This is a genomic window from Caballeronia ptereochthonis (genome assembly GCF_001545075.1).
Taxonomy (GTDB): Bacteria; Pseudomonadota; Gammaproteobacteria; order Burkholderiales; family Burkholderiaceae; genus Caballeronia; species Caballeronia ptereochthonis.
This window is the reverse complement of sequence record NZ_FCOB02000009.1, coordinates 133,162-155,608: the sequence shown is the minus strand read 5'-3', so window position 1 is coordinate 155,608 and position 22,447 is coordinate 133,162. Positions and strand designations below refer to the sequence as shown.

General features: G+C 60.6%; 17 protein-coding genes and 3 pseudogenes. 13 read left to right on the top strand and 7 right to left on the bottom strand.

The genetic code is table 11. The features are described 5' to 3' along the window. Window positions 1-4 precede the first annotated feature (4 nt). Window positions 5-1,354 (bottom strand): oxalate/formate MFS antiporter, encoded by a 1,350-nt coding sequence (gene oxlT, locus AWB83_RS11835; RefSeq protein ID WP_087045429.1) that lies wholly within the window; start codon window positions 1,352-1,354, stop codon window positions 5-7. 472 nt (window positions 1,355-1,826) lie between these two features. Between oxlT and AWB83_RS11830 the strand changes: the two genes are divergently transcribed. Next, on the top strand, window positions 1,827-2,771 hold the full coding sequence (locus AWB83_RS11830) for a LysR family transcriptional regulator (RefSeq protein WP_087045570.1): 945 nt from the start codon (window positions 1,827-1,829) through the stop codon (window positions 2,769-2,771). A 97-nt stretch (window positions 2,772-2,868) separates the two neighbouring features. After that, window positions 2,869-3,207: a hypothetical protein gene (locus AWB83_RS11825; RefSeq protein WP_087045427.1), complete on the top strand. Its 339-nt coding sequence runs from the start codon at window positions 2,869-2,871 to the stop codon at window positions 3,205-3,207. A gap of 115 nt (window positions 3,208-3,322) precedes the next feature. Here the strand turns inward: AWB83_RS11825 and AWB83_RS11820 are convergent, their stop codons facing one another. Then, a complete protein-coding gene (locus AWB83_RS11820; RefSeq protein WP_087045425.1) occupies window positions 3,323-4,774 on the bottom strand; it encodes an aldehyde dehydrogenase family protein in 1,452 nt (483 codons plus the stop codon). Window positions 4,775-5,068: 294 nt separating this feature from the next. On the opposite strand from AWB83_RS11820, the gene AWB83_RS11815 reads away from it, so the two are divergent. The 3 genes from AWB83_RS11815 (at window position 5,069) to AWB83_RS11805 (ending at window position 8,367) form a co-directional block, all read left to right on the top strand. Beyond that, entirely contained in the window at window positions 5,069-5,842 is a 774-nt protein-coding gene (locus AWB83_RS11815; protein ID WP_087045423.1) for an SDR family oxidoreductase, read from the top strand. A 321-nt stretch (window positions 5,843-6,163) separates the two neighbouring features. Beyond that, entirely contained in the window at window positions 6,164-7,084 is a 921-nt protein-coding gene (locus AWB83_RS11810; protein ID WP_087045421.1) for a LysR family transcriptional regulator, read from the top strand. Window positions 7,085-7,419: 335 nt separating this feature from the next. After that, window positions 7,420-8,367 carry a Vgb family protein gene (locus tag AWB83_RS11805; protein ID WP_244197686.1) on the top strand — a complete coding sequence of 316 codons (948 nt, stop codon included), beginning with the start codon at window positions 7,420-7,422 and terminating at the stop codon, window positions 8,365-8,367. Window positions 8,368-8,827: 460 nt separating this feature from the next. Here AWB83_RS11805 and AWB83_RS11795 read toward each other — a convergent pair. Then, a pseudogene (locus tag AWB83_RS11795) lies at window positions 8,828-9,064 on the bottom strand (transposase); the annotation flags it as partial. Window positions 9,065-9,375: 311 nt separating this feature from the next. Between AWB83_RS11795 and AWB83_RS36460 the strand changes: the two are divergent. Next, the gene (locus AWB83_RS36460) at window positions 9,376-9,513 is read left to right on the top strand and encodes a hypothetical protein (RefSeq protein WP_159463037.1); all 138 of its coding nucleotides are present in this window, start codon (window positions 9,376-9,378) and stop codon (window positions 9,511-9,513) included. Window positions 9,514-9,790: 277 nt separating this feature from the next. Here AWB83_RS36460 and AWB83_RS11790 read toward each other — a convergent pair whose 3' ends face one another. The 3 genes from AWB83_RS11790 to AWB83_RS11780 form a co-directional block, all read right to left on the bottom strand. Continuing rightward, window positions 9,791-11,539, bottom strand: a complete 1,749-nt coding sequence (locus tag AWB83_RS11790) for a hybrid sensor histidine kinase/response regulator (protein ID WP_087045417.1) — start codon at window positions 11,537-11,539, stop codon at window positions 9,791-9,793. Between the two features lie 139 nt (window positions 11,540-11,678). Beyond that, window positions 11,679-12,086 carry an Hsp20/alpha crystallin family protein gene (locus AWB83_RS11785; protein ID WP_087045415.1) on the bottom strand — a complete coding sequence of 136 codons (408 nt, stop codon included), beginning with the start codon at window positions 12,084-12,086 and terminating at the stop codon, window positions 11,679-11,681. Window positions 12,087-12,097: 11 nt separating this feature from the next. Next, on the bottom strand, window positions 12,098-12,538 hold the full coding sequence (locus AWB83_RS11780; RefSeq protein WP_087045413.1) for an Hsp20/alpha crystallin family protein: 441 nt from the start codon (window positions 12,536-12,538) through the stop codon (window positions 12,098-12,100). A 257-nt stretch (window positions 12,539-12,795) separates the two neighbouring features. Here AWB83_RS11780 and AWB83_RS11775 point away from each other — a divergent pair, with 257 nt between their 5' ends. The 7 genes and pseudogenes from AWB83_RS11775 (at window position 12,796) to AWB83_RS11745 (ending at window position 21,749) form a co-directional block, all read left to right on the top strand. Next, a complete protein-coding gene (locus AWB83_RS11775) occupies window positions 12,796-13,194 on the top strand; it encodes a response regulator (protein WP_159463036.1) in 399 nt (132 codons plus the stop codon). Between the two features lie 216 nt (window positions 13,195-13,410). Further along, window positions 13,411-13,869, top strand: a complete 459-nt coding sequence (locus AWB83_RS11770) for a PRC-barrel domain-containing protein (RefSeq protein WP_087045566.1) — start codon at window positions 13,411-13,413, stop codon at window positions 13,867-13,869. A gap of 453 nt (window positions 13,870-14,322) precedes the next feature. Next, on the top strand, window positions 14,323-14,811 hold the full coding sequence (locus AWB83_RS11765; RefSeq protein WP_087045409.1) for a hypothetical protein: 489 nt from the start codon (window positions 14,323-14,325) through the stop codon (window positions 14,809-14,811). Window positions 14,812-15,008: 197 nt separating this feature from the next. Next, window positions 15,009-15,439: pseudogene (locus AWB83_RS11760) on the top strand (YetF domain-containing protein); the annotation flags it as partial. Window positions 15,440-16,168: 729 nt separating this feature from the next. After that, window positions 16,169-18,116 (top strand): annotated as a pseudogene (locus tag AWB83_RS11755) (hybrid sensor histidine kinase/response regulator); the annotation flags it as partial. Between the two features lie 425 nt (window positions 18,117-18,541). Beyond that, window positions 18,542-20,059 (top strand): ATPase domain-containing protein, encoded by a 1,518-nt coding sequence (locus tag AWB83_RS11750; RefSeq protein WP_087045407.1) that lies wholly within the window; start codon window positions 18,542-18,544, stop codon window positions 20,057-20,059. After that, window positions 20,049-21,749, top strand: coding sequence for an ATP-binding protein (locus AWB83_RS11745; RefSeq protein ID WP_087045405.1), 1,701 nt, complete (start codon window positions 20,049-20,051; stop codon window positions 21,747-21,749). The genes AWB83_RS11750 and AWB83_RS11745 overlap by 11 nt, the downstream gene beginning before the upstream one ends. Before the next feature lie 206 nt (window positions 21,750-21,955). Here AWB83_RS11745 and AWB83_RS37185 read toward each other — a convergent pair whose 3' ends face one another. Continuing rightward, on the bottom strand, window positions 21,956-22,261 hold the full coding sequence (locus tag AWB83_RS37185) for a GNAT family N-acetyltransferase (protein WP_244197680.1): 306 nt from the start codon (window positions 22,259-22,261) through the stop codon (window positions 21,956-21,958). Window positions 22,262-22,447 lie beyond the last annotated feature (186 nt).

The following is a 22,447-nucleotide window of genomic DNA, read 5'->3' as shown; positions in this document are numbered from 1 at the left end:
TTCCTTACTGAACCGACGTATTGCCCGACGCATCCCAGCCTGCCTGGAACGACGCGTTGACCGACGATTCGCCCGACGTCTCGGTGACCGTGTTGTCGATCCAGCGCCTGCGCATCGGCGCGAGGACGAACTTCGCGCACAGGCCGGCCGCGATCGATGTCACGGCCGCCGTGATGAACACCGCGTTCCACGAGCCGATCGAGGCGAGCACCGAGGCGAGCGGCACCAGCATCGACGCCGTGCCCTTCGCCGTGTACAGCGTGCCGGCGTTGGCGGCGGCGTACTTGCTGCCGAAGGTGTCGGCGCAGGTCGCCGGGAAGATCGAGAAGATTTCGCCCCAGCAGAGGAAGGTCATCGCCGCGAACAGCATGAAGAGATACGGGTTGTGCCCGAACTCCATCAGACCGAGCAGCGCGAGGCCTTCACCCAGGAAGATGATGAACATCGTGTTCTCACGGCCGATCCTGTCCGAGATGAAACCGCACAGTGGACGCGTGAAGCCGTTGCACAGATTGTCGATGGAGAGCGTCATCGCGAGCAGCGGCAGCGTGACGCCGAGGAGGTTGACCGGCATCTTCGCGAAGCCGTACTCCTTCGCGATCGGCCCGAACTGCGCGGTCGCGATCACGCCGCCCGCCGCGACGAACACGAACATCAGATAGAGCACCCAGAAGAGCGGCGCGCGCACCATCTGCCCTGTCGTGTAGTCGATCTTGGTCGAGACGATGCGCTTCGCCGGCACGACGTTCGTGGGCGGACTCGGACGCACCAGCATCAACGCGAGCAGGAAGATGCACGCGCCCTGGAAGATGCCGAAGAACATGAACGCGTGCTCGTAGCCGGAACTCTGGATCATGTTGGAGATCGGGATCACGGTGACGGCCGCGCCCGCGCCGAAGCCCGCCGCGGTCAGCCCCGCCGCGAGACCGCGCTTGTCCGGGAACCACTTGAGCGCGGTGCCGACGCAGGTGCCGTACACGCAGCCCGCGCCCACGCCCGCGACGACCGCGGCGATGTAGAGATGAACGAGGCTCGTCGCGTGCGCGTCGATGATCCATCCGAGCGCCGCGCAGATCGATCCGCCGATGACCACCGGCCGCGGCCCGAACTTGTCGACGAGCCAGCCTTCGACGGGCACGAGCCAGGTTTCCGTGACGATGAAGATGGTGAAGGCTGTTTGGATCGCCGCCTGACCCCAATGATGCTTTGCATCCATCGGTACGACGAATAGTGTCCAGGCGTACTGCAGGTTGGCGACGAGCCCCATGCATATGATGCCGACCACCAGCTGGACCCACCTGTTGTGATGACGCCCGTGCGATTGCCCGGACACAACCGTGTCTGCGCTTGCCATGTCTGTCTCCGTTATGTGTCTCAGCGCTCGTACGGCGCTTGATGTGCTGCGAGAACACCGGCGCGGTGCGTCGGCGGCGAGCGGTCGGTCAGGGGAAATGCTCGGTCCAGGCGGCGTGGGCATGCGGCCGCTTGTCACGCTTGTCGAACTTGTCGTTCAGGGCGATTGATTCGCACATCTGGCAAACATCCGCGTCAGGCGATCGAAGAATCATTTTCAAGCGATTCCCAATAGAGTCCGGATGGTCGATGCAGCCCTTGCGGGCTTCGTGTGCTGCGCGCTGCTGCGTTGCCGATGCCGCGCGGTAAGCGGGCGAGCCCAGGATCGAGCATGGCCGTGCGTGCTATCCGCGACTGTCCGCCTTACAACTCATGGGGACGTGAAAGCATCGTGGGGGAGAAAAACGATTAAGGAAAGTTAGAAAAAATTATTGTATAAATTAGCTATCGTTAATGGATGAGGGATCGCCGTGCTGCGTAACGCCACTCTGCGTCAGTTGAAGATCTTCGAAACCGTCGCACGCCGGCTGAGTTTTTCTCGCGCCGCGGAGGAACTCTACCTCACGCAGCCGGCGGTCTCGACGCAGGTCAAGCAACTGGAGGAGCACGCCGGCTTGCCGCTTTTCGAGCAACTCGGCAAAAAAATCTATCTCACGCCAGCCGGCAATGAAATGCTCCATTACAGCCGCGCCATCCTGGAACAGTTTCGCGAAGCCGACGACGCGATGGCCCGCCTCAAGGGCATCTCGGGCGGCACGCTCAATGTCGCGGTCATCAGCGCCGGCGACTACTTCTTTCCCCGTCTCCTTGCAGCCTTCACGCGGCGTAATACAGATGTAAGGCTCAACCTCGCCGTGCACAACCGCGAGGAGTTGCTGCATCAGCTCTCAGACAACCTCACCGACCTCGCCGTGATGGTCCGCCCGCCGCGCGACATGGACACCGTCAACGTGTCGTTCGCGCCGCATCCGTACGTGATCGTCGCGCCGCCCGACCATCCGCTCGTCGGGCGCAGGAACATTCCGCTCGAAGCGCTGGCCGACGAGCCGTTCATCGTCCGCGAGCGCGGCTCGGATACCTGGAACTCGATGGAGGAAGGGTTCGCGGGACGGCTCTCGAACCTGAACATCGCGATGGAGATCACGAGCACGGAGACCATCAAGCAGGCCGTGATCGCGGGCATGGGGCTCAGCTTCCTCTCCGCGCATACGATCAGCATGGAGTTACAGGTCGGCAAGCTCGCGGTGCTCGACATCGAGGACTTTCCGGTGATGCTCAACTGGTTCGTCGTGCACCGGCACAACAAGCGCTTGCCGCCGGTCGCGCTTGCGTTCAAGCAGTTCCTGATCGAGGAAGGCGCAGCACAGATCGAGGCGATCACGCAGATCGTCGCGACGACGGGCAAGCCGAATGCATAAGTAAAAATGAATAGTTATTCGAAAAAAGTTTAACTGTTGTATATGGATCGGTTTTTCTATCCTGCAGTGAAGCCCCACGGCCATACAGGAGACGATCATGATCCACGCAACGTACGGCGATGACCGCGAAGTCCAGGCGCAAGTCTGCGCATTCAACACCGCTTTCGAAGAGCTCGACCTGATGTTCCGCTGGGACGCGCAAACCTATCGCTCGCTGGCGTCGGCGGATAGCGACTACGGGAAGATCGCGCAGTACATCGAGACGCATTGTCCGCATCTGCTGAAGGCGTACAGCGCCGAGTTTCTCTGCCAGGCGATCGTCGAGCGCAAGAATTCGACGATCGAAGCGTGCCGGCAGAACACCGTTCAGTACGAAGACAGCGCGCAGCGCGCGCGGCTCTGGCGGGCGCGCAACGAGGAAACGGCGCGCGTTTGACGGTTCTCTTTTATCGATATGGGCGGTCCGGGAAATCCGGACCGCCTTTTTGCGCTTGTGCGCGTTTATACGCGTTGGTGCGATTCGCCGCGGTTGCCCGCGGCGACTGCGCGACTCAAGGCGTCAATGCAACCCACACCGCCTTCGGCTCGGTGAAGTTCTCGATGGCGACATCGCCATGTTCGCGGCCGAAGCCCGAATCGCCCCCGCCGCCCCACGGCAGACGCACATCCGTGTAGCCGTAAGTGTTCACCCAGACCGTGCCCGCCTTGAGCTCCGACGCCATGCGATGCACCCGGCCGATATCCGCGCTCCACACGCCCGCGGCGAGGCTGTACGCCGTACCGTTGGCGATGCGCAGCGCATCGGCCTCGTCGTCGAAGGGAATCACGCTCGCGACCGGCCCGAAGATCTCTTCCTGCGAGATGCGCATTTCGTGCTCGACGCCGGCGAACACCGTCGGCTCGACGAAATAGCCGCGCTCGCCCACGCGCCGGCCGCCCGTCACGAGCGAGGCGCCCTCGCCCTTGCCGATGTCCACGTAGTCCAGCACGCTCTTCATCTGCTTGGCGGAGATGAGCGGGCCCATGTTGGTTTCGCGCTTCGATGGATCGCCGAGCTTGATCGTCCGCGCGCGCTCGGCGAGGCGCTCGACCACGTCGTCGTAGACCGCCCGCTGCGCGAGCACGCGCGAGCCGGCCGAGCAGACCTGTCCCGCGTTGAAGAAAATGCCGGAGGCCGCCGCGCGCACGGCGCTGTCGAGGTTCGCATCCGCGAAGATCACGTTCGCCGACTTCCCGCCCAGCTCCAGCGTGATGCGCTTGAAGTTGCCCGCCGCGCCCTGGAGGATGCCGCGCCCGACCGAAGGCGAACCGGTGAACGTCACCTTGTCGACGCCCGGATGCGCGACGAGCGAATCTCCGACGACCGAGCCCTTGCCCGTCACGATATTGAGCACGCCCGGCGGCACGCCCGCTTCCAGCGCGAGCCGTCCGACCATCAGCGCGGAGAGCGGCGTGATCTCGGCGGGCTTCACGATCAGCGTGCAGCCGCACGCGAGCGCGGGCGCGATCTTCCACATGCCGATCATCAGCGGGAAATTCCACGGGACGATCGCCGCGACGACCCCGACCGGTTCGCGCACGGTGTAGGTCAGCGCATCGGGGCGCGCGGGCACGACCTGGCCGTTGATCTTGTCGCACCAGCCGGCGTAGTAGGAGAGCGTGTCGATGGCGGCGGGCACGTCCTGACGCTGGACGCCGGCGATCGGCTTGCCCGCGTCGAGACTTTCCAGCGCCGCGAGTTCTTCCTGATTCTCGCGCAGCAGGTCGGCGAGCTTCATCAGGATGCGACCGCGTTCGGCGGCGCGGATCGCGTTCCACGGCTTCAGCGCGGCGCGCGCCGCCTGCACCGCGCGATCGACATCGGCGGATGTGCCTTGCGCCACGCGGGCAATCGGGTTTTCGGTCGCCGGGTCGAGGTTCGTCGAGTATTCGCCGCCGCTCGGCGGGACGAATTCGCCGTTGATCAGCAATTCGTAACGCTTCAGATCCGCAGTGCTGTCCATGTCTCGCTCCAATGTGCTTTTCAGAATCACTTCATGTTGGGCCAGAAAAACCATCCACGAAAGCAAAACATTTTTATTGTTTATATAGCGCGGGATGTATGGACGGATATAGCGGACGCGCGACTGCGTCAGGCGAGCGTCTGCTGTTCTCTCCGCGTGTCCGCGTTGATGTCCGGCCTGCGAGCCTCATTGGATCGCTTTTCTGGACAATCCATCCAGCCGGGACAGGGTTATCGAATCGCAAGGCGCGCGTAGACTCGACGTTCCCGCAGTCCTACGAGCAAGGAGATTCTCATGGCAGACCATTCCATCAAAGGGAAAGTCGTCCTGATCGCCGGCGGCGCCAAGAACCTGGGTGGGCTGATCGCCCGTGACCTCGCCAGGCAAGGCGCCAAGGCGGTGGCCATTCATTACAACAGCGCATCGAGCAAGGCGGCCGCCGACGAAACCGTGGCCGCCATCGAGGCTGCCGGCACGCAGGCCGCGGCCTTCCAGGGCGATCTCACCACGGCCGGCGCTGTGGAGAAGCTGTTTGCGGACACCGTCGCGGCCGTCGGCAAGCCCGACATCGCCATCAACACCGTCGGCAAAGTGCTCAAGAAGCCGTTCGTGGAGATCACCGAAGCCGAGTATGACGAGATGAGCGCGGTCAATTCCAAGTCGGCCTTTTTCTTCCTCAAGGAAGCGGGCAAGCATGTCAACGACCACGGCAAGATCGTCACGCTCGTGACCTCGCTGCTCGGTGCGTTCACGCCGTTCTACGCCGCCTACGAGGGCACCAAGGCGCCGGTCGAGCATTTCACTCGCGCGGCCTCGAAGGAGTTCGGTGCGCGCGGCATCTCGGTCAACGCGATCGGCCCGGGCCCGATGGACACGCCGTTCTTCTACCCGGCGGAAGGCGCCGATGCCGTGGCCTACCACAAGAGCGCGGCCGCACTCTCGTCCTTCTCCAGGACGGGCCTCACCGACATCGAGGACGTGGTGCCGTTCATCCGCCATCTGGTCAGCGATGGCTGGTGGATCACCGGCCAGACCATCCTGATCAACGGCGGCTATACCACCAAGTAGGCATTGTCCCCGCGGCCGTCGGCCAGCCCGGCGGCCACGCCTGGACGCATGGAGCCAGGGCCGACGCATGCCAGTCCATCTTGCATTCGGCTTCGCGAAACACGATCCATTGAAGTCGTTATCGGATTTCGCGCGGGCGTGATCGGCGCGTTCATCCATCGATGACCGATCCGGCGGATTTGCAAAGCCGCACGCTGCGTTGATGACCAATGCAAAATCGAAACATTGGTCTGGCGGAGTACGCTGGTCGGATCTGCGCGAAGGGGCATCTTCCCTGTTCACGGTCGTCACCACGCCAAAACGAAATGGCAGACAAGGCCCATGGACAAACTTCAGCAATTTCGCATCTTCGTTCAGATCGCCGAGATGGGCAGCTTCATCAAGGCGGCCCATGCACTGGAACTGCCACGAGCATCCGTGTCCGCCGCGGTCCAGGAGCTGGAATCGGACTTGGGCTCTCGGCTCCTGCATCGCACCACGCGGCGCGTGCAGCTGACGACAGACGGCGCCCAACTGCTCGAGCGCGTGCGCCTGTTGCTCGCCGATGCCGAGGATATCGACTCATTGTTCCAGACCGGGCAGCGGCAGGTATCGGGTCGACTGAACGTGGACGCGCCGAGCCGCATCGCACGCCGGCTGATCGCCCCGGCGTTGCCCGGGCTCCTGCGGCGCTATCCGCGTCTGCAACTCGGCCTGAGTTCCACCGACCGCGCCATCGATCTGGCACAGGAAGGAGTGGACTGCACGGTCCGCGTGGGCAGCCTGCACGACAGCAGCCTGGTGGTGCATCCGCTGGGGCAGATCGCGTTGATCAATTGCGCGAGCCTCGACTACCTGCGCAAGCGAGGCACGCCCATGCAACCGGAGGAGTTGACACAAGGTCACGCAATGATCGGTTACGCGTCACCCACCAACGGACGGGAACAGCCCTGGGAGTACGTCTGCGCCGACAAGCTACACAGCGCCCCCGTTCCGAGCCAGGTCATCGTCAACAACGCCGAAAGCTATATCGCCTGCTGCCTGGCCGGCCTGGGGCTGATCCAGATTCCGCGTTTCGACGTGCAACACCTGATCGACCGGGGCGACCTGGTGGAAGTGCACCCCGAATTTCGTGCCGCGTCGATGCCAGTGTCGCTGCTGTATCTGCACCGACGCCAGCGTTCGCGGCGGCTCGATGCCTTCATCGAATGGTTCGAAAGCCTGATGCGGCCGCATCTGGAAACCGGGGAAACAAGTCGCTGAATCGTATGTGGAACCTCGCATGGAATCGTCCGGGCAATGATCCGCAAGCTTGCCGTCTGCCCGTTTTGAGGGCGTCCGGACATCGCGTCGGTCCTGAGCGCGGCAGGTAACCGCTCGTGACCCACTGAACGGCTCGCCTGTCGTCGTCCATGCATCGGCCCTCGATGCTCCATTCCCAAGCAAGTGCCACAATAAGCTGTTGGCACAAGCGCAAGCCAATTCTGGTCAGGGAGGCGGACGTGATTCACATCGCAAATGCAGCGGCTCCAGCGACGGTGAACGGAATTCTGGCATCCCGGTTCTTCCGGTATCTCGCGCCGGTTCTTGTCGGCGCCATGGTCGCAATTGGTTCGGCGCAGGCCCAGTCCCCATCGTTGGACTCATTCGCCGTGCCCTCCGGCAGCGCACCGCACGATGTCGCACCATCGCCTGACGGCACCGTCTGGTACACCGCACAGGCACAAGGCGCGGTCGGACGGTTGGACCCGCGTAGCGGCAAGGCCGACCGGGTCCAGCTGGGCAACGGGTCGGCGCCGCACGGCGTGATCATCGGTCCGGATCGGGCGGCATGGATCACGGACGGCGGGCTGAACGCCATCGTGCGCGTCGACCCCGGGACACTCGCCGTCACGCGGTTCTCATTGCCCGAGGACCGACAGAACGCCAATCTGAACACGGCAGTCTTCGACAAGCGAGGCCATCTCTGGTTTACCGGGCAAAGCGGCATCTATGGCGAGCTTGACCCGGCGAGCGCCCGCATGCGCGTGTTTGACGCACCGCGTGGACCCGGGGCTTATGGAATCTGTGTCACTCCCGACGGCAGCCTGTACTTCGCTTCCCTGGCTGGCAGCTATCTCGGACGCATCGATCCAGTGAGCGGCGCGGCGCAGGTCATCGAGCCGCCAACGCCGGACCAGGGAGCGCGCCGAGTGTGGTCCGATTCCAAAGGACGCGTTTGGATCAGCGAGTGGAACGCAGGAAAGGTCGGCATGTTTGACCCGGCGACGCATCAATGGCGGGAGTGGCGGCTGCCGGGCTCGAATCCGCATGCGTATGCGATATTCGTCGACGACAAGGACATCGTCTGGCTCAGTGAGTGGAGCGCCAACGCGTTAGTGCGCTTCGACCCGCGATCCGAGCGATTCGACACGTTTGCGCTGCCGCGGCCGCACGCGAACGTACGCCAGATGATGGGGCGTCCGGGAGAAGTCTGGTTGTCCGAATCCGGCACGGATCATCTGCTGCGCTACCGGTCTCGCGTTACGAATGCGGGCAGCAACTGACGGCGCCTCAGCCGTGACGCGCGCATCCGGGCGTTGCGCAGAATTTTCTTCGAAACGCGCACTTACCATTACCCCACCAGGCGACTCCAATGACAGACAAGCCCGATAGCGATCCAGAGTCCGATCCCGACAAGCTGAAGGGCCCTGGTGGCATGACGTTTCGGCAGATCCACGAACAGGTGCAGAAGTCCGTCCAGCGAGACCGTGAGGCGCAGGCTGCGCACGACTCGCCCGCATCGAAAGGCCGATGGCAGCGGTGGGTGCGATATGTTTGGGGCCGCAGCGGGCGGCGCTAGCCGCTGTTGTAGAGGCGGCGTGTGCCGTTAGATAAATGGCGACCGTCGAATAAAGCATAAGGTGACCGTCCAATGGGTTCGCATGGTCGTTTTGAGACACGGCAAAAAGCATAACTCGGCCGAACGGACAGGAATAAAGCATGAGCTGTCTTTTCTAACATCTCCTAGTCCGTTGAACTGGATGAATTGCACCGGATTCGCCGCGATGGATCGGAGTACTTCCATTTCAGTGGAAGCGCCTGCTTGTTGTATTGACGTATATAGCGCATGAGCTTTTTGTCGAGATCCTTGGTGCTGGTAAATACGCCACGTGCAATGACGTCGCGCTGGATGCGAGCAAACCAGTTCTCGACCTGATTCAGCCATGACGAATACGTGGGGGTGTAATGTATCGAGACCTTCGACCCCGATTCGGCTGCATTGCAACAGGTCGAGGACGCATTTTCGTACGCCCGGAGACCGTCGCGCTCTCCGCGATGACGGTCATGTCTGCCCGATCGCCCGCGACGATGCGGCGCACAAGACGCGCCAGGTCCGAATGAATCTTCTCACGCTTGATCAGAGCATTGCGGGCGGCGAAATTGCCATTGCCGTCTCGTATCCCAAACATCAAACACGTTACTTTGGGAAGTGAGCAGCCCGGATGATATGAAACAAGGCATACGGGTTGCCTTAAAGAGGACGAGACACTAGCTGGACGGGGAAGAACGAAATGACCTACACCGCGGAGCAACCTTTTTTTTACGTGATGCAGTGGAAAAACAGCTCGGTTCCAAATCTTCAGTTTCGACAGGCGTTGTCCCGTATGGTCGGACGTTCGTTTCTCGGCGGCATGGACGCGCGTGCGTAAAACGCACATTTGCTGAGTGGAACCGGATTTCTCGTTTCCGCTAGGTCCGTGGTTATCCTGATCCGCGTCTTGCAGTGTTTCCGGCGTACTTCATTCGCTTCTTTTTCGGGCTTCGAAAGGCGCGTTGCGCATCCCGATGCGGTTATGCGCCCATTCGCCGTGGGCGCCCCAGATGCGCCTTTGGCTAAACGATTCTCGGTTGTGCACTCTCCGACGCCGCACCGGAGACAACGACAAAGAAAATGAAAAAGTATTGGCGAGGCTCTGGCCGCTGCGCCTAGCGCTGCAGGGCGTCCGCGAGGGCCTCCAGGGACGGCGGCTTGACGAGATAACCGTCGAATCCACCGTCAACAGCTCTTGCGTCGGTCGACACGGCGTAACCGGTAAGGGCCACCAGCCGAGTGGACACACATTGTTCGTGCTGTCTTAGCCGTCGTGCAAGTTCGTGACCAGTCATACCCGGCATATTGATATCAATCAACGCGACGTCTGGCGTAAAGGACTCGATAACCGCTAGCGCTTCCTGACCACCGTATGCGCGCTTCACCTCGTGGCCATCCAACGCAAGCAGCAAAGCCAGGGCTTCGGTCGCGTCCTCGCTATCGTCGACCAAGAGGATACGAGCAGGCGGAATTCCATGGCTAGTAGCAGCGGAGTGTTCAACAGTACTGCGACGTACGATGGGCAGCCGCACAACGACTTCGGTCCCTTGCCCTTCGCCCTCGCTCGAGATTGACACCTCTCCCTGATGCGCCTCGACTAGATATTTGACAACCGGCAATCCCAAGCCAAGTCCTCCCTCGCCCACATCCCTTGCACACTGCGACTGCGAGAAAAGGTCGAAGACTCGCGGCAAAAGGTCGCGCGGAACGCCAATGCCGTTGTCACGCACGATGATGACCACATCTCGCGGCGTGAGGTCATGCTCGGGAATCGCACTTGGGTCCGGCGCGTCCACCTGCAATGTGATTTCACCGCCGGGAAGGCTGTACTTGACGGCGTTCCCGAGGACATTTGAGATGACCTGCGTGAGCCGCGCCGCGTCAGCGAACACTGTCACAGGGAACACCGGTAGATATACGTGAAGCTGCTGATGGCGTCGCTCGACCTCGTGGCTCACTGCGCCGATTGCATCCTTCACTATGTCGCCAAGCAGAGCGGGGGCCAAACGAACCGATAGCTTGCCATGGCGGCCCCGTGCTGCGTCAAGCAGGTCGCTCACGATGCGCTTCAACTGCTGCACCTGGCGATTGGCGACAGCCAAAGCGGAGAGCACTGCCGGACTCTCGGCTGCCAGCTTCTGTGCGGCCTGCAGCGCGCTATCGATCGGCGCAAGCGGGCCACGCAGTTCGTGACCGAGTGTCGCAATGAAGTTGTCCTTCGCCTCTTCTGCTTTGGATAATGCGTGACGAGCTTTCTCCGCTTCCCTCGCACGTGCCTCTGCATCCGCCTTAGCTTCGCCGATGGTAAGCGCAGCACGGGTGAAAGTAGCTAAGCTCGTGAGAATGAGGCAATGTTCGCTATCGAAGCGATGGTCGTCGTGGGACATTACCCACAGAGCGCCAAGAGGCTCAGGATTGCCGGGAATCGGCACGACGAGTTCTTCGTTCACTTGCGGAGCGACGTTCGCCAGGCAATCGAAGTGTCGGTGCGGAAAAGAAAATAGCTGTGCCGAGTCCAATTCGACGGCGACGCCCGCTGGGCTGTCGTCAATTGGAATGACGCGGTCTACCAGGTCCGCACAACGGCCCGCAACTGCAACCCACCGATAAGCAGGCCGACCCGCCGTGTATTCGCGCAAGCTGATGCCCGCGCTACCGGCACCACACAGCGCTAGCGCGGTGTTAACCAGTTTCTGAAGCATCGCCGTATCGGACGTGGACAAAGCTTCAGCCAACGCATGAAGTGCCTCATTCTCTGCGGCATAGTCTGGAGCGCGAGCCGAACGGGCGTCGAGCGCGGCAGTGACAAGGGCCCCCGCCCGCTGAACGCGGATTGCCGGAGGCAAAGTGGACGACCCAGACATGTTCGCCGCTCCATTGACGTTCTCGGGCGCAGGAACGAAAGGTTCTTGTCAATTATAGGTTCCAGACATGAATGCACCGTCTCCACGAAGCCAACAAGGCACCGGCTCCATAGATTCCTGGATTTTGTTCAAGCCGTTCTCAGCCTAGTCCGACCTCGATTCTGCGGGGCCTCGCCTCTTCGCGGCGAGGTAGGGTCAGCTTCAGCACGCCGTCCTTCAAGACTGCATCAATCTTCGATGTGTCGAAGTCTTCGCTAACGGTAAAGCTTCGCGAAAAGAACGGCGCACGCAATTCGGCATGCGAAAGGCGAAGATTCGGCGGCACTGGCACGACGGATTCCGCCTCGATAGTCAGTCGTCCGTCATGAACCTTGATTTCCAGTCTCTCCCTCGAGACGCCAGGCAGGTGCGCCCACAACGTTACTGCGTGCGGGTCTTCAAAAATATCGACCGCAGGCGTCCACGTAGCACGACGCCGGACCCCATCCGCTTGCTCAAGTGTCACTGCACCCTGGTCACGCTGAGCCACTTGTCTGTTGTCGCTCATGATTCATCTCCTTACTGAACGGCAATTGCCCGCGGTTTGGATGCTTCGCGCTTGCCCACCGAAATCAGCAGGCACCCGTCAACATAACGGGCTTGGACCTTGTCAGGGTTGGCTTGCTGCGGCAGTTCAACCATGCGCCGGAAGGAGCCACTGAAGCGCTCCCTTGCATTTTGTCGCGTCCCTTCCGACGATTGTTCCCGCTGAGTCGTCCGCTCACCGGAAATCGAAAGCAGGCCCTTATCGATGGAGATATCAAGCTTTGCAGGGTCGACGCCGGGAGCGAACGCGACGATTTCTATCGCGTCATCGGTCGTGCCAATATTGATATAGGGGAACGTCCCGAGCTGACTCGAACGCAAGCTCGAAGGGAGGCCACCAAACAAGCCGGACATTCGACGCTGCAGCCGGTCCAGTTCGCTGAAGAGGTCAGTCCCGAGGGTGTAGTCACTCATGGTCGCTCTCTCCTCAAGCGGCGAGGAGCCGGACCCGCAAACGCGCTTCAGTCCGATTGTCCCGGGCCGCGGACGAACAAGGTTGAAACACGCAGAGTTCGCAGTCGAACTGACCGCGAACAACCTGCCTCAGCGATGCTGCAAATATGTCCATGGATCCGAATTTCAAGGGCTCGCCGACAAATTTTTCAACCCGGCGCCCCGGTACAGTCGTTGCGGAATGCTAGCAAAGACCCATGGCTTTTCGGACGACCGACATGCATTCCGTCCTGCTCGTCGACGACGACATCGACTCTCTGGTGGCGCTTCGATTCGTGTTTGAGGTCCACGGCTTTCACGTATTCCTCGCCGAGCATGGCGGGGCGGCACTCGCACAGGTAGCTAAGCACTTACCGGACTTAATCGTCACGGACATGGAGATGCCTGAGCTTGATGGCATCGAGCTGTGCAAACGGCTGAAGTGTTACCCGACGCTCGCCGCTGTACCGGTCATCCTCATGTCGGGCGGCCTGCCGCCGCCGAACGCGCCGATAATCTGGGATGCTTTCTTATCCAAGCCAGTCGATTTTTACCAGCTCCTTACCGTCATTGAACAACTCCCCGTTTTTCGGCTTGGCAAGGAGCGAACGGAGGCGCCGACCCGCGCGCCGAGATAATGCTAAGACGGCGCTCCAACCTGGAGAGCGGACGCCGTCGAAGACTGGGGCAGCACTGCGGATATCCCATAGCTACATTTCCGATTGTATTGACGTGATGGGTAGAAACAGTGAATTCAATGTTCAAGGAACAGAAAGCCATCGCGCGCGGTACGCTATTTGCGCGAGCCCAAACAAGCCGAGAGCAACCTTCGGCTCTTTTGGGAGAAACACATCATGTCAGTCGATTCAAACCAGATGAACATTGTCGGCAAAGGCGCTGCGACCGCGGATGGTCCGGGACCGGACGTAATGGCCGCGAGCACGTTGGATGGGAACAACGTATTGAGTTCGGACGGAGACGACGTCGGCAAGATCAAAGAGATCATGCTCGACGTCGCTTCCGGTCGCATCGCCTATGCCGTTCTCTCGAGCGGCGGCTTCCTCGGAATCGGAGACAAGTTGCTGGCGGTTCCGTGGAGCGCTTTAACGCTCGATACCGACAACAAATGCTTCCGGATTTCGGCAAGCACCGAACAGGTAAGGAATGCACCGGGCTTCGACAAGGACGCGTGGCCGGCGATGGCAGACCGCTCGTGGGCAGATTCGATCCACCGCTACTATAGCCGACCGCCATATTGGCAGCGCTTCGAGCGGGACGAAGCAACCTATCGTGACGTTCCGCCAGCGCTCTAAACCGCAAATTTCCATGATCGGCGACGCCTTCGGCGTCGCCGGATCGAAGCGTGCCCTTTCAGATTCTTTCGCTAGGCGGAGTCAGCGATAATCGCTTCCTTAACGCGCGCCGTTTCGGTGGCGCAGATCCTTTTGCACTTTCAAACCTGCTAGACACGTTATGCTCTCATCCGGACTCCTGAGCAAGTGGGCGAACAAGCATGTCTGCGGAACACTTTTTGCGCACCCAATGTCGGCAACGAACTTCGACGTGCCCTCATTCTCAACACCGCGCCTTCGCTCGAAGTATGGGGCGCTCGATCACGAAAAAACCGAGGGCGCGAAACTCAAGTTGCGAGGGGAGCGCGTGCCGCTGCTCCGCCGCCATTTTGCTTGCCTCGTGGGTTTTGAAGTCACAATGCCAAAAATGACGCAAGTTTGCCTTTAAAAAAGGTATGCAAGGAGATTTCGATCATGAAAAAGTTCGTAGCTGTCATCGCATCGGCATTGCTCGCCACCACCGTGTTTGAACAGACGGCGGCGGCTGCAGACGCAAGCGACGCGCAAAAAGCGCAGCTGAAGGCAAACAGCGAGAAGTTGGAAGCGCAGGCTACAGCTAACAAGAAGAAGGCGGAAGCACAGAGCGATGCCGAGAAGGCGCAAGCCTCGGCCAACGAAGACAAAGCTTCTGCTCAGGCTGACGCCGACAAGAAGGCCGCGAAGAGCGTTAAGGCGACTACACCGGCGGAAGCATCTGGAGCTCGAAGCAATGCGGCGAAGGCGCAAACTAGGGCGAATCAAAAAATGCAACAGGCCCAAACGAAGGCCGACAGGAAGAAACAGGATGCTGCAAACGACGCCAACGTTGCGCAGGCGAAGGCCGATGAAAAAAAGGTCGAAGCTCAGAACGACGCAAACAAGAAGGCAGCGGAAGCTAGGGTCGACGCCGCAAAGAAGCAGTAGGCAGGGCAAGGCATTCGCCTCGCTGGGAGAGTGTGGCCGACCACACTTCGAAGTCGCTCGCCGGTCTGTCCTCACAACTGCCCGACGAACCGGACGGTAGGTGACGGCTGCGCAGGTCCTGCGCAGCCGTCACAGACGCTCTTGGGTACTGTCGCGATAAGGTTTTCAGCGCGAACACGGGTCGATACTCCTTGCAGATGGCCGCACGCGCCGTCGCGGTGGTCTTCGGTGCGCTGGCGTTCATACGCATCGCGGGCCGACGCTCGTTCGGTCAACGCTCGCCATTCGCTTACGTCGTTGCAGTCTTGCTGGTCGCAGCGCTGAGTCGTGTCATCGTGGGCGCTTCGCGCGCCATACCTACCGCCATAGCGTCACTGGCGATCGTGTTGATCCATCGGGTTCTTGTGTGGGCATGTGTGCGTTTGCCTGCGCTCGAACGAATCGTCGTCGGCTCGGAAAGGGAAATCTACAAGGACGGGAAGTTCGATGAACAACATATGTCGGCCGCTCCCATTACAAGGACCGATGTGTCCGAAACCGCCACGCAGGAACTGCATACCACGACACTCGGCGAGTATGGGCAGCCATCCTCGAACGTAACGGCCTGATGAGTTTTATACGCAAGCGTCGATCGTTCAACAGATTGCATACAATCGCATTCGGCTTTTGTGCGGCAATGACGATGCCAATGAAAAGTGTCGGACTTATCCTTCGGACCGATTCTTGCAACCACCACGGTGCGCCTTGCGCGTCGGCGACGCTCTTCGACTTCACCGCTTTCGTCGATGCCTTTGCTTGCGCCGCGCCCGATAAGCGTCTGCACCCTATTCGAGCTTGCTCGCCTGTTCGGCACTGTACCGGTCGACGAACGTCTTGGCTGACGCTCGTCTTCGATCGCAGCCTCTCGAAAGACGTCTTCCATCGCTTGGCAGCCTGGCCTTGCCGCCTTCGGCGCCCCGGTTGATACCGCCAAACAGCAAGTAGAAGCGGCAGTCGCCTCGGCAGCATCGAACGGCTTCAGGGTCAGCAGGCCGAGCAAACGGCGTGTCAGACGGCGGATACAGCTGCCTGCGGCGTTGCGCGGGCGAACTGGTTCTCCTTTGCCGATCTTGTCGTGGGCGCAATCATCGCCAGGGTGACTCACGCACCGAGAACAGCACTTCTGGATACCGTCGGTACGCCGTCTGGCGACTGCAGCCCGAGGACTTCGGCCGACAGCAGTTGGCCGGTAGATATGATTCAGTCCGCCAAAACTCTACAGCAGGGCCGAGAAAGGTCGGCACCAGGTCCATTTATTGCAGAAGTGCCTAACTCTTCTTCACCAGGCTCGACCCGGAAGCTTCCGCAAGCCCGACAAATGAGCGACATTGACCTTTCATCGGCTGCTTTCAGTTCTGTATGGCTCCAACTCTGGGCAAAATCCACCCAGGACTACTCCATCTTCGCCGTTTCGCCCGAGGGCACTGTCTTGACTTGGAAGCCCGGCGGCGAGCGCATCCACGGGTACCGGCCCGACGAAATTATCGGGCAGCCAGATTCTGTTTTCTTCCAAGAGACTGAGCGCGCCGCGGCTGCACCGGAGGCGGCCCTGCGGGCCGCGGCCGGACCGGGCGCTCCGTCATGGAAGGCTGGCGTTTGCGTAAGGATGGCACCCCCTTCTGGGCAAACGTGGTCACGACTGCACTGCGCGATGGCGGGGGCCATCTCAAGGGTTTTGGCACCATGGTCGCCGACGTGAGTGACAAGAAAGCAGCCCACGACGCGGTGCTCAAAAGTGAACGGAGCTTCCGCCTGCTGGTTCAGGGTGTCACCGACTATGCCATTTTCATGCTTTCGCCGGATGGCCACGTCACGAGCTGGAACTCGGGCGCGCGGCGGATCAAGGGGTACACCGACGGCGAGATCATCGGTTCGCACTTTTCCCGGTTTTACACCCCCGACGATGTCGCAGCGGGTGTCCCTTTCCGGGGACTGGAGACAGCCAGACGCGAGGGACGTTTTGAGGCCGAAGGCTGGCGCGTGCGGCGCGATGGTAGCCGATTTTTCGCTCACGTCATCATCGACGCCATCCACGAGGATGGCCAAGTGGTCGGGTTTGCGAAAGTCACGCGCGATATCACCGAGCGACGGCGAGCAGCCGAGCTACTTGAGCAAACGCAAAACGAACTGTTCCAGGCACAGAAGATGGAAGCGCTGGGCAAACTGACGGGCGGTGTGGCGCACGACTTTAACAATGTTCTGCAGGTGCTGCGTGGCAATCTCGAATTGCTCGAAAGTAGGCATGGCCGCGACCACTGGAGCGCCGAGCGACTCGGTAATGCGATCGACGCCGTCAACCGCGGCGCCAAGCTTGCATCACAGCTGCTTGCCTTCGGTCGCCAGCAACCCCTCGCTCCGGTCGTTACTAATCCTGCGCGTCAGCTCCGGTCGCTCGACGATCTGCTGCGGCGGGCTCTGGGCGAGTCCATTGAGATCGAGTCCGTGGTGGCGGGTGGCTGTGGAATACGATCGTCGATCCGCATCAGCTCGAAAACGTGATTCTCAATCTTGCGATCAATGCTCGCGATGCAATGCCCGATGGCGGCAAGCTCACTCTTGAGCTATCGAATGCGACGCTCGACGACGAATACGTGTCGTCCGTTCATGACGTCGCCGCCGGCCAGTATGTGATGCTGGGCGTCACCGACACCGGAACCGGCATGAGCCAGGAAGTGATGGCCCGCGCTTTTGATCCATTCTTTAGCACGAAGCCTGAGGGTCGAGGTACGGGGCTTGGCCTGAGCATGGTCTACGGCTTCGTCAAGCAGAGCGGTGGGCATATCCGCCTGTACAGCGAGATCGGCGAAGGAACGACCGTCAGGATCTATCTGCCACGCTCCACCGACGCGGCAGTTGAAACCAGAGCGGCCACGCCTGGTAGCCTGAAGCACGGCAACGAGACAATTCTCGTCGTAAAGGACGATCTGAGGGTTCAGTCGACCGTTGTCGAACTTCTCTCTGGCCTCGGCTATGCAGTGCTCAAGGCCAACGACGCCGAGCAGGCGTTGGCCGTGGTCGCAAGCGGCGTGCACATCGATCTGTTGTTCACAGACGTGGTGATGCCCGGCCTGCTGCGCAGTCCCGAAATGGCTCGTAGGGCAGTCCAGATGCTGCCGGGGTTAAAGGTTCTTTTCACCTCGGGCTACACGCAATACGCCATCGTGCATGGCGGCCGACTCGACCCGGGTGTCGAACTGCTGAGCAAGCGATACAGCCGCCAGCAGTTCGCCGACAAGGTGCGGCAGGTGCTCGGCGGCGCCAGCGATGTAGAAGCGAGCGAAGCCGGTGCGGCCGGCACGCGTGCACGTGCAGGTCGAGGGTCGCCATGAAGTGATCGAGCGAGCAAGGCAAAGCTCTGCCAACGTTGATTCAGCGATGGCCGTCGACGTTGCGCGCAGTCTCGAGGTCTATCACCTTGCGCTTCAGGCCGTCGTGGATGGCATGCAGGATCCTTCTGTCGCGCTGCTCACACCCTAACTCCGCAGCAAAGCTCTCTTCGGTCGCTCGACCATCGCCGGATATATCAGCGGTATGCCGTCGGCTGAAAAAAGCGCAGGGTATCCCGCTCGCGGTGAGCAACGCGCAGGGTTGACGCCGCCGACGGTGCTGCGTCTCTGGCCCACTTATTGCTCATTCTCGCAGCCGGCAACAAGAGACCAGCGAAAATTTGAGCAACCGTATTTAAGTGACCATGTCAGCCATGACCAATCAGCCGCAGCCGAATCGCATCTTATCGGGCGTCGCCGGTCTGGACGATATCCTGGGCGGCGGATTGACGCCAGATCGCATGTATTTGATCGAGGGCGCACCGGGCGCAGGCAAAACGACTCTGGCGATGCAATTCTTACTCAAGGGCGCTGAGCTCGGAGAGCCGGGCCTGTACATAACCCTGTCTGAGACAAAGGCGGAACTCGTTGCGGTTGCCGAGAGCCACGGATGGGACACGGCACACATCACGATTATCGAACTGCTGTCGGATGAAGGCCTAGATCCCCGCTTTGAACAAACCGTATTGCATCCAGCGGAAGTCGAGTTAGGAGAAACGGTGCGTGACGTGATCGCAAAGGTCGATGAGCTCAAACCGGTACGTCTCGTCTTCGACAGTCTGTCTGAACTTCGAATGTTGTCGCAAAACCCGCTGCGATATCGCCGCCAGATACTCGCGTTAAAGCGCTATTTCGCGACCCGCGCCTGTACAGTGATGCTGCTTGATGACAACACGTCTGAACCCGGCGATCTACAACTGCATAGTATCGCACATGGCGTGATCAGCCTCGACAACGTGGTCCACGATTATGGCGGCGAGCGGCGGCGCTTGCGGATCGCCAAGATGCGCGGCATTAAATTCCGCGAGGGTTACCACGACATGACGCTTGATACCGGCGGAATCAAGATCTACCCCCGCCTTGTAGCCGCAGAGCATCACATCGAATATTCGTCGAGCGCTCTTAGCACAGGCACCAAGGAGCTGGATGCACTGTTGGGCGGCGGCCTTTTCCCGGGGACAAACACGCTGATAGTCGGCCCGTCGGGCGTCGGGAAGACGACCACGGTTGCGTCGTGTCTGTTGGCAGCACTGGAGCGTGGAGAGGCGTGCGTCTACTATCTCTTCGACGAGACACGAGCCACGCTGTTAAGACGATCGACCAATCTTGGCATCGATCTCGGGCGGCACCTTGAGAGTGGACTACTGACCTTGCGCCAGATCGATCCCGCCGAAATCTCACCCGGCGAGTTCGCTAGCGACGTGCGTCGCAGCGTCGAAGACGATAACGCGCGCTTTGTCGCGATCGACAGCCTGAATGCGTTTCTGCAGGCCATGCCGGGAGAACGCTATTTGCTGTTGCAGATGCACGAACTGCTCACCTATCTCAATCAACGCGGCGTAATCACCATGCTTGTGCTGGGACAGCACGGTGTGATTGGGGAGATCCAGAGCGACATCGATATTAGCTATCTGAGCGATGTGGTCGTGCTTTTCCGCTACTTTGAGCGCCGCGGTGAGGTGCTCACCGCCGTTACTGCGGTCAAGAGTCGGACGGGTGACCACGAGCGCTCGATCCGGCAGTTCCAGCTCGACAGCGGCGGGCTAACTGTAGGCGAAGCGCTGCGCGATTTTGAAGGCATTCTGGGGGGGGTGCCCAGATATCAAGGGGAAACTGCAATGCTTCCCTCTCCGAACGGCAAACAGAAGCCGTATGCTGACTAAGGCCGAGGAATTTCGTGTTCTCATCATGGCGCCCTTCGGCCGCGACGCCGACGTCATCGCCGACGTTCTCGTGACCGATAAGCGAAGCTGCGTCGCGTGTCCGGATTCGGGATGCCTATTGGAGGAACTCAAGCGCGGAGCCGCGGTTGCGATCATCACGGAGGAATCGGTTCGTAACGACAGCGCCCGTGCACTTGGAGACTGGTTCGAGCATCAAGCGGCCTGGTCCGACTTCCCCGTGATTCTGCTCTCGGGGCGTACCGCCGAGCGTCGTTCCGCTGCGAGCGTCGACATGCTTGAACGGCTTGGGAACGTATTGGTCCTGGAGCGGCCGTTAAATTCAGAGACATTGCGTCGTGCGGTAACATCTTCCCTGCGCGCCCGTGCCCGCCAGTACGAGTCGCGCAGCCATCTCGCGGAATCACAGCAGCATCTGATCGAACGCGTCAAAGCACAAGAAGCGCTGGAACAGCTTAACGAATCACTCGAAAGCCGTATCAGCGAACGCACGCGTGAGCTTGCAACGGCGAACGACCGGCTCATGAAAGAGATCCACGAACGGGCAAAGGTGCAGGCAGTGCTCGTGCAGTCCCAGAAGATGGAAGCGTTGGGGCAACTGACCGGCGGAATTGCGCACGACTTCAACAATTTGCTGAACGTCATCATGGCCAATGCGGAACTGCTTGTGCGCTTGAGCGATGACGAGCGTGTGCGCAAAATGGCCGCGACTATTAAACGCGCTACTGAGCGTGGCGGCAAACTCACCGCGCAACTGCTCACCTTCTCACGCACGAGCAACCTCGACCTGAAGGCCGTAAATGTCGCTTCGCTGCTCCAGGGCATGCGCGACATCATTTCAATCTCGCTGGGATCCGCCATCGCGTTCTCGACCCATACGGATTCGGAAGATCTCTGGACGCGGGCAGACGCGAACCAGCTTGAACTCGCCGTGCTCAATCTTGCCATTAATGCGCGTGACGCGATGCCGGACGGCGGACGCCTTTCAATCCGCGCAGACGAACGTCCTGCGCCAGACGAGACGCTTGCCACAGGACGCTATGTTGTCGTCAGTGTGAGCGATTCGGGCACGGGCATCGAGCCTGGGGTCCTCTCTCGGGTGTTCGACCCGTTCTTTACGACGAAGCCCGTAGGCAAGGGAACCGGACTGGGACTGAGTCAAGTCTATGGAATCGCGCGACAGGCAGGCGGCATAGCACGTGTCGAGAGCGAGCCGGGCAAAGGGACGACCGTGGAGATGTGGTTGCCGCTCGCAGCGAAGGAAGCGCCCGACGCCGTCGCTGGACTCGTCTCGGATAACAGCGCGCTGGAGGCACGCCGAGTCCTCGTGATCGAGGATGACGAGGACGTCCGACGCATGCTCGTCGAATGCCTTCAGGCCTTCGGCTACGAAGTTACAGACGCCCGTGACGGCCCGAGCGGACTCGAGCGCCTTCGCGTCGATCACCCTGACCTGCTGATGGTCGACTACGCGATGCCCGGCATGAATGGATTGCAAGTAATCGAAAAAGCACGCGAATTGCGCGAGAATTTACCGGTGGTCTTGGCAACAGGTTACGCGGATGTCGATCTCTCGACGATCACTGACAAGCGCTTCACGGTGCTGCGTAAGCCATTCCAACTTGACGAGCTTACACGCGTGGTCCGCTCGGCATTGACGTCGCCCGCATAGGACATCCCAGGATAGCGCGGCTCGCGGAGGAGTTTTCGAATCCTCATAGACCGAGTGCGCCGCAGGCACAACCCGACGGTGCTCGGACCATAGTGCGACCTCAACGAGAGGCGCCGATTACTGGCGTTTGCTCGACACTCAACCAAAGCTTCCCGCGCGAGCGTCGCGCACTTGCTTCCAGAAATCCTCCAGGTAAACCAAGGTGCTTAAATGCTTAACGACGAGCGGGTACTCGGACTTAAGCGGCGGTGTCGGACGTTGAAGTGCTCGCCGGGGAGGAAAAGGCCATCCGAAAGTCTCTCGACGGCCCGGCGGACACCAGAGCCACTGCGCCACCAGTCAGCAAATACCTCAATCAGATTGTCGGCCTCCCCTATGTCGGTCATTGGATCGGTACCGAACCAGCGCATGCCTTCCGCGTCGCCATGCACAGCAAACAGCGAAGGTGCGTCGCAGGGCAAAAGCTCCCGCAATGACAGCCGCGAAGTTGTCAGGGTTGGAAACGTGGTCATTAGACTCAGATTGGAATCGGGGAGCTCACAATCGCAGGTCATAAAACAGAGAATGTGCCGTGTTGGACCCTACCGCGCAACGGGCTCGCTTTTTGCGCGCCTGCGACCGATTGCGGACGCCGCTCAAATTCGACTGTCAACGAGCTGGATGTCGCCGTCGATTGACCGAAACCGATCGGCATGCCG

Coding starts and splice junctions, on each gene's coding strand:
- oxlT (WP_087045429.1), bottom strand. CDS start 1,354: ATGGCAAGCGCAGACACGGTTGTGTCCGGGCAATCGCACGGGCGTCAT.
- AWB83_RS11825 (WP_087045427.1), top strand. CDS start 2,869: ATGATCCACGCAACGTACGGCGATGACCGCGAAGTCCAGGCGCAAGTC.
- AWB83_RS11820 (WP_087045425.1), bottom strand. CDS start 4,774: ATGGACAGCACTGCGGATCTGAAGCGTTACGAATTGCTGATCAACGGC.
- AWB83_RS11815 (WP_087045423.1), top strand. CDS start 5,069: ATGGCAGACCATTCCATCAAAGGGAAAGTCGTCCTGATCGCCGGCGGC.
- AWB83_RS11810 (WP_087045421.1), top strand. CDS start 6,164: ATGGACAAACTTCAGCAATTTCGCATCTTCGTTCAGATCGCCGAGATG.
- AWB83_RS11805 (WP_244197686.1), top strand. CDS start 7,420: ATGGTCGCAATTGGTTCGGCGCAGGCCCAGTCCCCATCGTTGGACTCA.
- AWB83_RS36460 (WP_159463037.1), top strand. CDS start 9,376: ATGACCTACACCGCGGAGCAACCTTTTTTTTACGTGATGCAGTGGAAA.
- AWB83_RS11790 (WP_087045417.1), bottom strand. CDS start 11,539: ATGTCTGGGTCGTCCACTTTGCCTCCGGCAATCCGCGTTCAGCGGGCG.
- AWB83_RS11785 (WP_087045415.1), bottom strand. CDS start 12,086: ATGAGCGACAACAGACAAGTGGCTCAGCGTGACCAGGGTGCAGTGACA.
- AWB83_RS11780 (WP_087045413.1), bottom strand. CDS start 12,538: ATGAGTGACTACACCCTCGGGACTGACCTCTTCAGCGAACTGGACCGG.
- AWB83_RS11775 (WP_159463036.1), top strand. CDS start 12,796: ATGCATTCCGTCCTGCTCGTCGACGACGACATCGACTCTCTGGTGGCG.
- AWB83_RS11770 (WP_087045566.1), top strand. CDS start 13,411: ATGTCAGTCGATTCAAACCAGATGAACATTGTCGGCAAAGGCGCTGCG.
- AWB83_RS11765 (WP_087045409.1), top strand. CDS start 14,323: ATGAAAAAGTTCGTAGCTGTCATCGCATCGGCATTGCTCGCCACCACC.
- AWB83_RS11750 (WP_087045407.1), top strand. CDS start 18,542: ATGTCAGCCATGACCAATCAGCCGCAGCCGAATCGCATCTTATCGGGC.
- AWB83_RS11745 (WP_087045405.1), top strand. CDS start 20,049: ATGCTGACTAAGGCCGAGGAATTTCGTGTTCTCATCATGGCGCCCTTC.
- AWB83_RS37185 (WP_244197680.1), bottom strand. CDS start 22,261: ATGACCACGTTTCCAACCCTGACAACTTCGCGGCTGTCATTGCGGGAG.